13 protein-coding genes and 1 tRNA gene are annotated in these 14760 nt (G+C 63.0%); 8 read left to right on the top strand and 6 right to left on the bottom strand.

All coding sequences use genetic code 11. The features are described 5' to 3' along the window. Window positions 1-85: 85 nt before the first annotated feature. A complete protein-coding gene (locus E3O57_RS07510; protein ID WP_165787870.1) occupies window positions 86-880 on the bottom strand; it encodes a DUF2993 domain-containing protein in 795 nt (264 codons plus the stop codon). 16 nt (window positions 881-896) lie between these two features. Then, window positions 897-2573: an arginine--tRNA ligase gene (argS, locus tag E3O57_RS07505; RefSeq protein WP_103478796.1), complete on the bottom strand. Its 1677-nt coding sequence runs from the start codon at window positions 2571-2573 to the stop codon at window positions 897-899. A gap of 43 nt (window positions 2574-2616) precedes the next feature. Between argS and E3O57_RS07500 the strand changes: the two genes are divergently transcribed. From E3O57_RS07500 to E3O57_RS07485, 4 genes are all read left to right on the top strand, one after another. Continuing rightward, complete coding sequence (locus tag E3O57_RS07500; protein ID WP_103478779.1) at window positions 2617-3258, top strand: iron ABC transporter ATP-binding protein; 642 nt, start codon at window positions 2617-2619, stop codon at window positions 3256-3258. Window positions 3259-3364: 106 nt separating this feature from the next. Further along, window positions 3365-4882 carry an HNH endonuclease signature motif containing protein gene (locus E3O57_RS07495; RefSeq protein WP_103478778.1) on the top strand — a complete coding sequence of 506 codons (1518 nt, stop codon included), beginning with the start codon at window positions 3365-3367 and terminating at the stop codon, window positions 4880-4882. Between the two features lie 100 nt (window positions 4883-4982). Further along, a tRNA-Arg gene (locus tag E3O57_RS07490) sits at window positions 4983-5054 on the top strand. A gap of 204 nt (window positions 5055-5258) precedes the next feature. After that, window positions 5259-6626: an NAD(P)-binding protein gene (locus tag E3O57_RS07485; protein WP_103460685.1), complete on the top strand. Its 1368-nt coding sequence runs from the start codon at window positions 5259-5261 to the stop codon at window positions 6624-6626. 291 nt (window positions 6627-6917) lie between these two features. Here E3O57_RS07485 and E3O57_RS07480 read toward each other — a convergent pair whose 3' ends face one another. After that, window positions 6918-7547, bottom strand: a complete 630-nt coding sequence (locus tag E3O57_RS07480; RefSeq protein WP_103478777.1) for a recombinase family protein — start codon at window positions 7545-7547, stop codon at window positions 6918-6920. A gap of 1323 nt (window positions 7548-8870) precedes the next feature. Then, complete coding sequence (locus tag E3O57_RS07475; protein WP_133159715.1) at window positions 8871-9236, bottom strand: hypothetical protein; 366 nt, start codon at window positions 9234-9236, stop codon at window positions 8871-8873. 1237 nt (window positions 9237-10473) lie between these two features. On the opposite strand from E3O57_RS07475, the gene E3O57_RS07470 reads away from it, so the two are divergent. The 4 genes from E3O57_RS07470 to E3O57_RS07455 all read left to right on the top strand — a co-directional run bounded on the left by E3O57_RS07470 (window position 10474) and on the right by E3O57_RS07455 (window position 12968). Further along, entirely contained in the window at window positions 10474-10977 is a 504-nt protein-coding gene (locus E3O57_RS07470; protein WP_103478775.1) for a hypothetical protein, read from the top strand. Window positions 10978-11245: 268 nt separating this feature from the next. Continuing rightward, window positions 11246-11512, top strand: coding sequence for a hypothetical protein (locus E3O57_RS07465; protein WP_133159714.1), 267 nt, complete (start codon window positions 11246-11248; stop codon window positions 11510-11512). Between the two features lie 247 nt (window positions 11513-11759). Further along, window positions 11760-12245 carry an HXXEE domain-containing protein gene (locus E3O57_RS19235; RefSeq protein ID WP_103460695.1) on the top strand — a complete coding sequence of 162 codons (486 nt, stop codon included), beginning with the start codon at window positions 11760-11762 and terminating at the stop codon, window positions 12243-12245. 288 nt (window positions 12246-12533) lie between these two features. Next, window positions 12534-12968, top strand: a complete 435-nt coding sequence (locus E3O57_RS07455) for a hypothetical protein (RefSeq protein ID WP_103460697.1) — start codon at window positions 12534-12536, stop codon at window positions 12966-12968. A 116-nt stretch (window positions 12969-13084) separates the two neighbouring features. Here the strand turns inward: E3O57_RS07455 and E3O57_RS07450 are convergent, their stop codons facing one another. Together E3O57_RS07450 and E3O57_RS07445 are read right to left on the bottom strand one after the other, a co-directional pair. Continuing rightward, window positions 13085-13441 carry a GntR family transcriptional regulator gene (locus E3O57_RS07450; protein ID WP_103460698.1) on the bottom strand — a complete coding sequence of 119 codons (357 nt, stop codon included), beginning with the start codon at window positions 13439-13441 and terminating at the stop codon, window positions 13085-13087. Continuing rightward, window positions 13435-14271: a hypothetical protein gene (locus tag E3O57_RS07445; RefSeq protein WP_133159712.1), complete on the bottom strand. Its 837-nt coding sequence runs from the start codon at window positions 14269-14271 to the stop codon at window positions 13435-13437. The genes E3O57_RS07450 and E3O57_RS07445 overlap by 7 nt, the downstream gene beginning before the upstream one ends. Window positions 14272-14760: the final 489 nt, after the last annotated feature.

The following is a 14760-nucleotide window of genomic DNA, read 5'->3' as shown; positions in this document are numbered from 1 at the left end:
GGTCCCTGAAGCCAGCGAAGAGACGCGCCGAAAGAGGCGCGGGAATCTACCGGAATTCTAGCGACTGCGAGTTGCGCGCGCCGAATCAAGCGGTGGAACAGCTGCCCAGGGTGGTGAGCGACTGTTCGGTGAGCGTCAATGTGCTCGACTCCAGCGTAATGCGTGCGCGCTCCGCTGTGGTCTGCACATCGCTGAGTGTGACGCCCTGCGGCAGGTAACCGGCCAGGCACACGCTGATCGGCTCGTTGCCGAGCACCAGGTCCAGCAGTCCGCTCACGTCCAGGCCACCGGCACCGGAGGTCACCCGCGCGTCGGTCGGGGTGAGCACGAGTGAGTCGTCCGTGACGCTGGGGGTCGCGGTGGCCTGGTAGCCGACGGCCAGGCCGAACACGCTCAGCTCGCCGGTGTAGGTGACCTGGTCGGTACCGAGCTCGAGTTCCGCGTTGCGCGCGGCAGGGGCGGCATCCGCTTCGGCCAGTGCGGACTGCAGCAAAGTGTTGAGGGCGGCCTGGTCGAGGTCGATGGTGCCGTTGACATGGTCGATGGGCTGGGTCGTGTCGGTGGGCACGCCGGTGGCGACGATCGAGACGGATGCCGGCACGTCGTTGACGGTCAGGGTCGGCGCGGTGAGCACCACACGTTCGAAACTGCCGGTGAGGTACTGCACGATCACCGAGGTGCCGCCGATCGCCGCCTCGACATCGCCGGCGACACCGGCGGGCAGGCCGGCATCGATCTCGCTGGCGATGCGGTCTTGCGCATAGCCGCGGAGGCCAGCGTCGGCGGCGAAGAAGATGCCCACCAGCGCAAGCAACACCACCAACGTCACCAGCAGCCGGCGAGCGGGCCGGCGGCGTTTGGGCAGTGTCGAGCTCGTCACGAAGGAGCGCTCCGACCTACATGCGCTCCGGCGCCGAGACGCCGAGCAGACCCAGGCCGTTGCGGATGACCTGGCCGGTGGCGTCATTCAGCCACAGCCGGGTGCGGTGCAGATCGGTGACCGGCTCGTCGCCGAGCGGGATGACCCGGCAGTTGTCGTACCAGCGGTGGTAGTAGCCGGCGACCTCTTCGATGTAGCGGGCCACGCGGTGGGGCTCGCGCAGTTCGGCGGCCTGGGCCACCACGCGCGGGTACTCCTGCAGCACACCGAGAAGCGCGGACTCGCTGTCGTGGGTGAGCAGTTCGGGGGCGAACGCACTGCGGTCCACGCCGGAATCGGCGGCATTGCGGCCGACGGAGCAGGTGCGGGCGTGCGCGTACTGCACGTAGAAGACCGGGTTCTCGTTGGTGCGCTTGCCGAGCAGGTCCAGGTCGATGTCCAGCTGGGAGTCGCTCGAGGAACGCACCAGCGAGTAACGGCCGGCGTCCACGCCAACCGCGTCGACGAGGTCGTCGAGGGTGACGATGGTGCCGTTGCGCTTGGACATCCGCACCGGCTCGCCGCCCTTGAGCAGGTTGACCATCTGGCCGATGAGGATCTGCAGGTTCACGCCGGGCACGTCACCGAACGCCTCGACCATGGCCATCATGCGGCCGATGTAGCCGTGGTGGTCGGCGCCGAGCATGATCAGGTTCTGGTCGAAGCCGCGCTCGCGCTTGTCGAGGTAGTAGCCCAGGTCGCCGGAGATGTACGCCGGTTCGCCGTTCGAGCGGATGATGACTCGGTCGCGGTCGTCGCCGAAGGTGGTGGTGCGCAGCCAGATGGCGCCATCTTCCTCGAAGATGTGGCCGAGTTCGCGCAGGCGCTCGATGGCGCGGTTGACGGCGCCGGATTCGTGCAGGGAGTCTTCGTGGAAGAACACGTCGAAGTCGACGCCGAAGCCGTGCAGCTTCTCCTTGATCTCGGTGAACATGAGGTCCACGCCGATGGAGCGGAAGATTTCCTGCTGTTCGTCGCGGGGCAGGACGGCGATGTCACCCTCGTAGATCTCGACGACCTTGTCGGCGATGTCGCCGATGTACGCTCCGCCGTAGCCGTCTTCTGGGGTGGGCTCACCCAGGTAGGCGGCCAGCACGCTGCGGGCGAACCTGTCGATCTGCGAGCCGTGGTCGTTGAAGTAGTACTCGCGCGTCACATCCGCGCCCTCGGCGATCAGCACGCGGGCGAGGCTGTCGCCGACGGCTGCCCAGCGCACGCCACCCATGTGGATGGGGCCGGTGGGGTTGGCCGAGACGAACTCGAGGTTGATCTTGATGCCGTCGTAGAGGTGGCCGGTGCCGTAGACCGGGCCGGCGTTGACGATGGTCTGCGCGAGGGCACCGGCGGCGGATGCCTCGAGGCGGATGTTGATGAAGCCGGGGCCGGCGATCTCCACGGAGGCGACCTCTGGCATGGCTTCGAGGCCGGCGGCGAGTTCGGCGGCCACGGCGCGCGGGTTGGTGCCCAGCGGCTTGGCGATCTTCATCGAGACGCTCGAGGCCCAGTCACCGTGGTCGCGGTTGCGCGGGCGCTCCAGCGACATGTCGGCTGCGACCAGACCGAGATCTGCGATCTCCGCCCCTTCGACTCGTCGGCGCTCGACCAGGGTGTTGACGAGGTCGAGCAGGGACTGGGAGAGTTCGGCAGGGGTCACGGCGAACAAGCTTACCCGCCGTCCCGGTTGGTAAGGTCAACGAGTGACCCACTCCAGCTCGTCCTCCTTCGCCACCGGCCGCCGACTGCGCGCCGCACTCGCCCTCACCGGCGCTTCGCTCGCTCTGATCGCCCTGGCCGGATGCGCACCGGCAGGCGACACGGAGCCCACCGCGTCAGCCACCGCAAAGCCGACCAGCACTGCCACGTCGAAGCCCACCGCCACGGCGGAGCCCACGGCGTCGGCCACCCCTGCGCCGGCAGCCGAAGGCACCGCCGTGGACAAGAGCTGCGACCAGGTCCTCACGGCGGACGACGTCTACGAGATCAACCCCAATGTGAGTGTCGACCCGGGTTATTCAGCGTCGAGTGACACGGCCGTGACCGCGACCACCTATAACGGCATCGCCTGCGGCTGGATCAACAATTCCAGCGGCGAGGTCATCGAGGTATCAGTGGCGATGCCGAACGAGGCGCTCGCCAATACCTTGAAGGATGCGGCCCTGGCCGGCGGCGAAGTCGTGCCGACCTACGGCAGCGCTCCCGACGTGGAGGGCTACTTCAGTGCCGGTACCGGGACCGCTCAGGTCTTCACCGGTGGGTACTGGGTGGCCGTCTCCTCCCCCGCCATGATCGAGCCCGGCGACGCCGAGCGCGTCATGAGCACGGTTCTCGGTAACTTGTAGGGCTATTCGGTCGTTCGCCCCTCCTCCACAGGGCGGACTTTTGCGACCTCTCCACAGCTTGGTTTCTGGGCCGGGGTGTGTTGGTGCTGGGTGCTTCACTGTCCCTATGGCCACCTCAGCTGCCACTCCCGATCACACCCCCGATGACCCTGCGCACCCCGCGGTGGATCCTGTCGCGGCGGAGATCAGCGCGGTCATCGACCCGCTGATCGAGAACGAGAAAGTCATCGCGGCCGGCTACGCCGAACGCAGCCGGCTGCTGACCGAGCTGGACCGGCTCGGCCACCAGCGGCGCATCATCGAGGGGCTGTCCGGGGACCCTGTCGAGTCCGGCCGGAACGACCCCGATACCGGCGCGCACGGTCCGGCTTGGGATGACGAGGAGCTCGCCCGCCGCAGTATGGCTGCCGAGGCGGCCGGGGCGTTGCGGCTGACGGCCACCACGGCGGGCATGATGATCTTCGACGCCGCCCGCCTCACCGGCCAACTGCCCGGCTTCCACCAGGCCCTGAGCCGCGGCACTATCACCTGGGGCCACGCGGTGAAGATGCTCACCCTCACCGAGGGCGTCCCCGAAGAGATCCTGGGTGCGTTCGAAGCCAAAGTCCTGCCCGCGGCAGAGAAACTGACCTCGACCCAGTTCGTCCGGGTCGCCGGCCGGATCCTGGAGCGGATGCATCCGGTGCCGTTGCCGGACCGTGCCGACGCCGGCTTCGTCAAGCGCCGGGTGGTGCTCAGCCCGGACGCCGACGGGATGGCGTGGCTGAACGCCTACCTCAAAGCCGAAGACGCCCAAGCGATCTATGACCGGCTCAGCCACATCGCCACCAACCTCGACCTCGACCTCGACCTCGACGCTGACGCCGCCCCGGCGCCCGGCTCCGACTCCCCCGTCCCCTGCCGCAGCAAGGACCAGCGCCGCGCGGACGCTTACCGCGACCTGCTCCTGGACGGTGTCGGACCCGGTGGCCTCGGCCACGGCATCCGCGGCACGGTCAGCATCACGGTGCCGGCCCTGACCCTGCTGGGGAGAAGCGACGAACCCGCCATCCTCGACGGCTACGGCCCCATCGACCCGGAAACCGCCCGCCGGATCGCGGGCACGGCAACCAGCTGGTCCCGCATCCTCACCCACCCCGAAACCGGCTGTCGACTCAGCATGGGTCGCGACACCTACAACCCGCCCGCCGACATGCGCCGCTACCTCGCCGCCCGCGACCGAACCTGCCAGGGCATCGGCTGCAACCGGCGAGCCACCCTCAGCGAAATCGACCACACCCGGCCCTGGTGCACCGGCGGCCCCACCGACGTCGACAACCTCGTCCACCTCTGCAAGGCCTGCCACCGCCTCAAACACCAATCCAGCTTCACCACCCGCCAAGGCCCCGGCGGCGCCCTCACCTGGACCACCCCCGCCGGCAAGACCTACACCTCAGCACCCACCAACACCGACCCCACCACCTACGACCCCGCCGCGTACCTCGCCGGGTACGACGGACGACCAGTCGGCCCCAGCAGCTCGGCGGCCACGCCAGCGACGCCACCGGAACCACAGCTGCCGGCCCCGGCCAAGCGGTCGGCCTCCGCGTCTCGACGCAGCGGCGAAGAGCCTCCCCCGTTCTAACCGCCCTGTCCAGCTGCGCGTGTTCGTCAGCCGCCCAGTAACCGGCGTACCAATCGGCGCAAAGACGTCCGCCCAGGGATGCTAACCTAGAGGTTCCTGGGCCCCCATAGCTCAGGGGATAGAGCACTGCCCTCCGGAGGCAGGGGCGGCAGTTCGAATCTGCCTGGGGGCACATTTGTCACGTGACACGCCAGTTCGGACTCCTGCCACCTAGTTCGGACAAACGGCATGCCACTTCCGGGAGTTCATCCCGCGGCAGTCCATGAAACTGTTGCGACGACTCCGTTCCATTCCCCGTGGGTAGGAGCGGATTGCTCCTCGTTGCGTCGACTCCTGTGCCGTTGACGCGGCCCCCAGCGAGTGCCACCGTTAACACATGGCTCGAACCCTTGAAGCCGACTACCTTGTGGTGGGCGCGGGTGCCATGGGGATGGCATTCACCGACACGTTAATCGACCACGCCGACGTGCGCGTCGCGATGGTCGACCGCCGTCACGGGGTCGGCGGGCACTGGCTGGAGGCGTACCCGTTCATCAGGCTGCATCAGGCCTCGGCGTTCTACGGCGTCGCCTCGCGCATGCTGGGTGGCGGCAAGCTCCAGGTGAGCGGACCGGAGACCGGGCTTCAGGAGCGGGCGAACCAGGCCGAGATCACCGCGTACTACGGGCAGATGCTCGACCGGATGCTGGAGACGGGCAAGGTCGACTTTCTGCCCAACAGTCACTTCGACGGCGACCACACCGTCGTCTCGCATATCGCAGGGGTTCAGCTCGAGGTGCCCGAGACATGCCGGATCGTGAACGCCCACTACCTCGCTCCCAGCATCCCGGCCGAGACGGCACCGCCTTTCGATGTCGCCGACGCGGCTCGCGTCCTGCCCATCAACGACCTCGCGCGGCTGGAGGAGGCGCCGAGCCGGTACGTCGTCGTGGGCGCCGGCAAGACCGCGAGCGACGCCTGCATCTGGTTGCTTGCTCGCGGAGTGGACCCCGACGCGATCTGCTGGGTCCGGCCTCGCGACCCGTGGATGTTCAACCGCGCGCTCATCCAACCCGAGCCCGCAATTTTCCTCAGCATGGCCGCCGACGTCATGCAGATGTCCGAGGGCGCGGCCTCGCTCAGCAGCTTGTTCCTGCAGCTCGAGGACGCCGGGATCCTTCTGCGTATCGACCGCTCGGTCATGCCGACAATGGCCAAAACACCGACTCTCGCGTCGTGGGAGCTCGACCAGCTTCGCTCCATTTCAAACGTCGTCCGCCGCGGGCACATCGAGTCTGTGGATCGCGGCAAGCTCACCTTCGCCGACGGCGCCATGCGGGTTGCGGATGATGCCCTCGTCGTGCACGCCGCGGCGGACGGCCTGAAGTACCCACCCCTCGTCCCAGTGTGGCGACAGGAGGACATCACGCTTCAGCCGATCCGGACGGGCTTCCCGTGCTTCGGCGCCGCCCTGATCGGGTACGTCGAGGCCACCCGCACCGACGATGCCGAAAAGAACCGGCTCTGCCCGCCTTCGAACTACGGCAATTCGATGTCCCAGTGGGCGAAAGCGACCGTTCTCGGCACCCGGGCCGCGATCAACTTCACTGCCCAGCCCGACATCAAGGCGTGGTCGGACGGGGTTGCGCTCAACCCTGCGCGAGTGCCGCCGGGATACCCGCATTCCGCTGCGTTGGACGACGCTCGCGAACGTCTTGCGATCCACACCCGTCCGGCGCTGGCGAGGCTCGTCGAGCTGATGTGAGCTCAGCCTGTGCTCGGTCGCTCTTTGAGTCGCGCCACCGCCCGAGCTGGCCGTGCGGGGCTGCGCGCTTCTGCTCACTGTGGGGTGGGGCAGGATCGCGTGTCCGATGTGCGGTGGCAAAACCATCGACCTTGCACGGAGCTACTTCCGCGCAATTACGCGTGTCCGACCTTGGCAATTTGTCCGGACTGGACTGTCACGCGACAACATTTGTCACGTGACACGCAACTTCGGACTTCTGCCATCTAGTTCGAACACACCGCAGACCAGCTCGTGGGAGTTCTGTACTCGTTAACTCGCACCGTCATTTTCCGGGGTCTCGTCACCGGACTGATCTGGCAACAGTCCCAGGGTGCGGGCCCGGCGGTAGAACGTGGCGCGGGACATCCCGAAGTCGCGTGCGACCTGTGCCGTTGGTTCTCCGGCTTCGATGAGTCGGTTGGCGTTGCGGATTTGTCGGTTCGTGATTCTTCGCGGTCGGCCACCAAGGTTCTTGCCGGCCTTGCGGCGTCTATCGATCGAGTCGAGCACACGCTCACGCTTGATTTCGTGTTCCATCTGCCCGAGAGCAGCCAAGATTGTGAACAACATGGATCCCATCGGTGTCCCTGTGTCGACGTCTTCGCCGCCCAGATCGAGGACGCGAAGCTCAACGCCTCGGTCGCTAAGCCTTTTGGAGACGGCAAGAACGTTCTGCGTCGACTGCCCCAGCCGATCCAGCGTCGCGATCACGAATGTGTCGCCAGGTTCAAGCGCTGCGAGTGCGGCATAAAACTGAGGACGAGCTGCCCGCGCTCCGGAACTCCCCTGATCGATATATAGGTCGTCACGCCGCACACCCGCCGCCAAGAGCTCGGCCCGCTGCACGTCAGTATCTTGCTGCCGAGTCGATATCCGCGCATAGCCAATCAGCTTGATCACAGCACTCCTTAGTCGTCTCATAACTAACGATGCGCACTGTAATTCACGTCGAGGGTTATGCACCGTAGTTGTAAGACTCGACCCGTAGTGAGATTCAGGTGATTTCGGAGGAAGTCCAGATCACGGCGAGGAGACGTCTCGAATCCCTAGGGTTTCGAGACACGAAAACTCGTCATGCGGCTGTCCCCGTGGCCTGGGGTCCTGCATTCGATAGGTTTAGCGAGCGGTTTCTGTATTAGAGGTCGTCTGCACCAGTTAATGCTCTTCTGCACAGCTGGAGTAAGGCCCGTTCGAGAAGTTCAGCGGAGCCGCTGGTCGAGCGTTTTGGCGGGCTCGGCGCTGCTCCGGGGAACACGGGATTGGAGCCGGGCGGAGCGGGGCTTCCTGACCGTCAACGTGCCTCCATGCAAGTGTCGCAGTGGAAAAGGTGAACAAAAAATGCCGAAAACGGGTAACCCTGCAGGACCGAAGGCCACTAAGCGAATCCGCAGGTCGTTGTCCTGGGTCGCGTTCCTTCTTATGGTCGTGGTTTTTGTGGGTGTGATGTTCAGCCAGCAGTTGGATTCGGTGGCTGTTGAAACCGTGCACTGTGAGGTGGTGTCGGCGGAGCCGAGGTCGTCGTCAGGCGGATCGAGAGGGTCGGCATCGACACCCTCGGTTCTCATCCAAACGTCGAACTGCGGTCGGCTCGCAATCACCGAGGGAGTGACTTTCGACGGGCGACAAGAGCTAGCGTCCTCGTTTGAAGCTGGCGCCGAGTATGAGTTCGACATCGGTTGGTTCTCCCGGGTCATCATGAGAGACGTCCTTCACCAAATTCAATCAGTGGGGGCTTATCGGCTGGTCGAGTGAATGAGGTTGTATTGACGGCCGGGGAGGGCCGTCGCGACCCAACGGGCCCCTCCCATCCTCAGGTGTTCCTCCACTAGGAACGCTCTCCAAGCGTCGGTGCCCAGAACTGGAATCGGACCGAAGCCCTTATGGGACCTGTCTCGCAACCAGAGTGCCTCAGAACCCATGCGATACGAGACACACCAGATCACTGCTGTGCACGTCATGAGCAGCAGGTGACTTGTCGTGTATCTGGACCTGTCTCGCATCCCTAGGGTTTCGAGACAACCGGCGACGTGCTGGAGCTCCTTCGCAGGACGTTCCGTCATCGAGCTTCATGTCGGGCGAGTCAGGTGGGCTCGGCGCCAGTGTTTCGACCTAACTAGCCTTCAGATGGGAGACGTGGAGCGACCAACGCTGGGCGAGCAAGAGTGGGGTGTCGCTGAGCGCGCCGTCGCTCTCTTTGGACGGCGTTGTCAGTGCAACAAGCACTCATTGGAGCAGTTTGACGAGGCCGTTGATAGCAATCACGCTCCCTATGGCTGCACAACCCGCAGCAGTCCATGCAGTGCTCTTGGGCGTATTTTTGCGGGCCGACGATTCCCCGAATCTGCCGAAAAGACCTCTGAGCAAGTCGGCATTCAAACGAGCAACACGAACCCTGGTAATTATCAGCAGGATGCCAAAGCCAAAACAGACACAGCCAGCGACTATCTGGAACAGATTCACGTCCAATGCTGTCAACCCTGTCCAACTCTCAAATTGGGAAATCCTTAAGGTCGAACCAGACCACAGGTTAGCCGAGGCCTTGATGCCGGAGGTGCTTTTGCCAGCATCGAGGCCGGGCGTGGCTACCACGATTGCGCATACGTAGTGTTGTAGCTGCAACTAGGTCCAACGCCAGCTTCGTCCCTGCAGCCCTCGAACCGACCATGGAGAGCATTTCTGGAACGGCGTGTTCGGCCTCGCGGAATATTCGCTCACGCCTGCCTCGCCCCAAAACCTCGCACCATCCGCCTCTCCTGGGCCTTCAACCCCAGCTACGGGCCCAGACGGGCTGTACAAGCGAATGCCATATTCGTGCCGCCAAGTACGGAAAACGACACTGCTCGCCGCGTTCCCACGCGGGTGTTGTGTTTCGAAACCTAACTGCCTCATATCTCATGGGATAGGAGACGTAGAAGAATCCCTCCTGTTCACCCGACGAGCGGCAGGTGACTTGTTTCGTATCTGGTACCTGTCTCACATCTGTTGGGATATGCGACGTCTCGCTGCAGGACGCCGGTGCCTGTAGGTACCCGGTTCTCTCGACAACCGGGTTGAATGGGCACCATGACTATGAAGTCGTTTCACAGGGGGACGTGGTGCTTCGCGTGTGGCTAGGGGGAGAAGAGTTTTGGGGCCACCAAGGGCGTGTGGCGCGGATCAACGCTGGCCCTTGGGCGGGGCGGTACGTCCTTATCTATCCCGAGTACGTGGGCGACTGGTGGGGAATGGTTATCGCCCCGACACCAACTCCCGGATCCCCTGGCAATTTGTATATCGACGATGGAAGCTATCTCGAAGAGCGGGCGAGTGAGTGGCAATTCGAGTGGATACCGCGCGGTCTCGACGAAGAGGCATTGGAGCGACAGTTTTTCGGGTGGCGTCCCCTTTGGGAACCCAATCAGAAAAAGCGCCGATGGAAGCTCTAGCCCTAATCAGGGGGCACATTGCGCTCGAACATTCCGGTCAATCCCGACAACGTCGAGTAATACCCTGGTCATTTTAGACGAGTTGACGAGCTCACTTCGTCCCTGAGCGGCCCCCTGATGTGTCTCGCAACCCAGCTGCTTCATAACCCATGGGTTTCGAGACGCGGGAACTCACCCTTTAACCCTTTAAGCGACGAGCGGCAGTTGATTTGTCTCGCATCCTGACCTGTCTCGTATCGGTAGGGATACGAGACAGCATCATCCGTCTAGAACAGCGGGAGGTGCTTCTGCCTCGTCGCCTGCAGGGCATCGCTCGCTAGATGTCTTGAAACCTCCGCGCGTCATGCCCCATGGGTTGGGAGCCTGTTAGGTTCAGGTCCATGCGCAGCGGAGGTGGCTTAGTGTTCAACCGTGACGGGATGAAAGTGTCTGAGCGTTGGGGAGCCGGGATGTTGCTTGCAACCACGATTCTGCTTGCGGGATGTGTGGAGTCAGCGGATAGCGATTCGGCCACCGTTACGGACGCTAACCCCACAACGGTCAGTGGTGCGCGCATCATTACAGGCAGCATTCCTGGAGAGTACGAGTACGAGTACGAGGATGTTGCTGGCACGGTCACGGCGGTAGATGGCTGCGTAGCTCTGGAGCTGTCAGACGGTGCGGTTTACCCGATAATTTGGCCGCTCGGTTACCAGTATCTGCCCGACGAAGCTTCTGTCAGTAGCGCGCATGGCACCGTCGCTCTCGGCGAAAAGCTGACTGAGAGTAGGGGCTACCTCATTGATCGCGAGGTGATCGACGAGTCCCCAGAACCTGCACGGTTAACAGGTTTCGATGAGTGCGACTCGAATGCGCCGACATTCCTTGTGCTGGTAAATGTAGAAGACTTCGACACCCCTGAGTAGCGCGCCGTCGCTTGCCAATCGGCTATTAGGCGAGATTTCTTGCAGCGCGCTGTTGTCCCATAACCGACCTGCCTCAAAACCCATGGGTTATGAGACGTCGAAGATCGCCGCCGCGACACGGTACCGTCAGGACAGACAACAGGACTGGAGCGTGGGCAATGGTTTGTTTAGGAGTCAATGGGCATGCTGGGCCCTCAGGAGACTTTCAACCGAATAGCAATCTGCGCGTTGCCGAGTCTCCTGGTCGAAATTGATGAACAGATCTGAAGTGGGAGAAACTCTGCCTGTTGCGGTTAGGGCCACCGTTGTCACCAGGAAGCGCCGTTCACTTATTTTTGGTCGTACGCACCTTTCGTACGACGTCCGATTCAAGGATGGCAAGGTTCAACAGGACGTGAACATCGATGCTGTTTTACAGGGCGCCCGTTTTCCAGCTGATTATCACACGGTCGTGGACGGTGCGAAGGCAGTGGCCGGTGATGGCGTGCCGGGCGAATGGGTGGACTATCCGTATGGCCGGCCGCTGCGCGACTGAGAGAGTTAGGCCTGCCGCAGCGTCATTCATTGCCGTGCGATGGGCCGGGTCGAATCCCCTGTCCTATATTTCGCTCATTGGGCACTTCGGTCTTGTCTCGTAACACCCGTGTGTCGAAACCCATGGGATATGAGGCACCAGAAACCGTCTGAACCGTCGCTGATTGACTCTGACAGCCAGAATCGTTCATCCTCGGGTTGCTCCTGTTGCGCAGTACGATTCCCCCGTGAAGAGAACACCCGTTGGCATGCGAACCTCCGCAGCATCGCTCTTCATTGCGTGGCTGATACACGATGCGGAGGAGGCGTTCACGTTCCCGGCTACATCAAGGATCATCGCCGCGCGGTTGGGATCCTCCCGCATTCTGGTAACTCCGGCCCAGTCCTTGATCGCCATTGCTTTAATGGGCTTGCTCGTCGGAGGGGCGTGCGTTCGGGGTATACAGAGCAACGGCAAGTCACGACTGTATCGCGCTGTCACAGCGGGCTTAGAAGCGCATGTGGCCACCCACGTCCTGGCCTCCGTTGTTCTCAAGCGATATACCGCCGGACTGGTTACCGCACCATTCGTAATGCTGCCCGGGGCCCGGATCTCCCGCGCCTCCCTCAGACGCAGCGGCACGCCTCTCGCCGCGCGCGACACCGCGCGAGGAGCTGCCCTGATGTTGAGCGCAGCTCTTGCATCTCATTTCGTCGCCAGACTTGCATGCCCCGGGTCCCGACCTTCATCATGACTGTCACGGGGCCACCACCCAACAGCGTTTGTCTCGTAACCTGAGCGCCTCGTAACCCATCGGATATGAGACGTCAAAGATCGCTTGCTCAAGCGACAAGCGGCAGCTGACTTGTCTCGTATCTGGACCTGCCTCGCATCGGTAGGGTTTCGAGACGCTGGGACTTGCCGAACGGCTGTCCCCGTGGCCTGGGGTGCCGCATTCGATAGGTTTAGCAGACGGTGCCATTCAATGATTCGGGAGCGGGCCTTCCGGACCGTCATCGGGCCTCCATACAGGTGGCTGGTAATGGAAAAGGTGTACAACGAAATGCCGACAACGGGTAGCCCTGCAAAACCGAAGGCCACTAAGCGAATCGTCAGGTCGTTGTCCTGGGCAGTTTTCCTTTTTACGGTCGTGGTTGCTGTGGGTGTATTGTTCAGCCCGGTGTGGAACACCTTTGATGTTGAAAGCGTGCGCTGTGTGGTGGTATCGGCGGAGCCGAGGACGGCGTCGGGCGGTTTGAGAGGGTCGGTGTCGACGCCTGCGGTTGTCATCTTGACGGCGAACTGCGGTCCCTTGGGAATTTCCAGAGGTGTGACTTCCGATGAGCAAGAGGAGCTAGCGTCCTCTTTTCAAGTTGGCGCCGAGTACGAGTTCGACATCGGCTGGTACGGCCGGGTCATCATGAAGCACGTCTTGCGCGGAGCTCCAGAAGTGCAGGGTTACCGGCTGGTGGAATGACCTGCCCTGCGGTGACGGCCGGGGAGTGTTTCGGTGATCCAACGGGCCGAAATGTCTCGCAACCTGAGCGCCTCGAAACCCATGGGAAACGAGACACCCTTTCTCGTCGCGTCGATTTATCTCGATTGGAACGCAGCCCGAACGTATTCGAGACCTTCGTCCATGCCGATGCCAAGTTCTACAAGGCGCAGGACGTACGCTTGCGCGGCTGCCTGGGCGTGACGCTGATTGGAGGTGCCGTGCATCGCGATGTAGGAACCATGCCGACCGCGCGTCTGGATGATTTCGTCCCGCTCAAGCTCTCGGTAGCTACGCGCCACCGTGTTGGGCGCTAGCCCAAGGTCACCAGCGAGCCGACGCACGGTCGGCAGACGTGTTCCGGGAACGAGCTCTCCGTCTCGTACTAGGTCAGCTATCTGTATTCGTATTTGCTCGTACGGCGGAGTTGACGAGGTCGGGTCGATTGTCAGCATCGGCTCGGATCGGTGGTAGCGGAGGGCTCCCATAGCCGCCCAATGGGCCGGCGGCTGACGGGAAGGTTCACCAACCACAAAGGTGACAGCCCGACGACTAGTCCCACGAAGACGAACGGCGAGCTGTAGTCGAATAGCCACGAGAAGCCCGCTACGAACGCCGCAGTGCTAAGGGCAATGGAAGCGATCCACAGGTCGCGAAGAGCGTACGCCCGAAGAGCGTCGTCCCACTGGAGCTCAAGCTCACTCGACGCTGGCTGCGGAACCGCCAAGAGCATCGAACTCAGAGCAGCGACAGCTACGATTCCGGTCAAGGCCAGAACCGCCAGAGCGAGCACTGCCCCTAGCGGTAAGCCGCCTTGCAGCGTCGTTGGCCTGAGACCGATAAAGAGCGCGATCGAAAGCGCTGCACTGACCACGGCCAGAACTGCCGCGCCAAGCACCCAGCCTGGATGCACATAGTCACCGAGGGAAGGCGATTGTGCTCGAGCGAATCGCGGAGCGCCCGGCTGCGGCGCGGTGAATTGGCCGAGGGCAGACACTGCTCCTCCCAGGGCCAGCGCGGCCGTAAGAATGCCAGTCGTAGATGCTCCCGCGACGCCGATCGGCCAATAGTCCAGCGTGATTCCGAAGAGAACGGCAAACGCGAACAGCGAGATCAGACCACCGGCCGTCGCCCCTTTGGAACGCGCACGCAGGCGTCGATCCACGCGGCTATACACGTGATCAGTCATGGGCAGGCCAATGCGCTCTATGAAAGCGAAAACTTCAACTTCACGGCGCCTCCTGGTGGATCCGTACCAGAACGTCACAAGGAGAAGCGCTGTCATCGCGCCAATGAATCCCAACACAAAGCCCATGGACCATACCCCCAATTGTCGCAACCTTGTACCAAGGTACTCGTTCGGGGACCGAGCGTACAACTAGACGATGCCGCGCGCGTGCCGGTCCGGGACGCCATCGCTCTGGCAGTCTGCCGGCGCTCACTCGGTTAGTGCCGCACGCGAGGTCGATCAGGGTGGGACGTCGCCCTCTACCGAGGCCTGGCCTTCGGCTATCCAGTGATTTGCGATTCAAGACAGGTCTCTGGTGTTCGCCACCATGAAGGCCTCCGCGAATGCAATTTTTGGAGAGAGCTGTCGCATAACCTAGTGCCTCATAACCCATGGGATACGAGACCAAGCTGTCATTCGTCGATGCGCGACGAATGGCGGGAAAGACGACTCAAATCCACCGGCGTTCGTTCCGGGCTCGATGACGAGCTGCGGGGCAATTAGCTCTTGGCGTCCGGGTTAACAATGAGGAAGTCACTGAGCCGG

It is taken from the genome of Cryobacterium sp. TMN-39-2 (assembly GCF_004402745.1).
GTDB lineage: Bacteria > Actinomycetota > Actinomycetes > Actinomycetales > Microbacteriaceae > Cryobacterium > Cryobacterium zongtaii.
The sequence above is the reverse complement of the archived record's forward strand: the minus strand, read 5'-3'. Positions and strand labels throughout refer to the sequence as shown.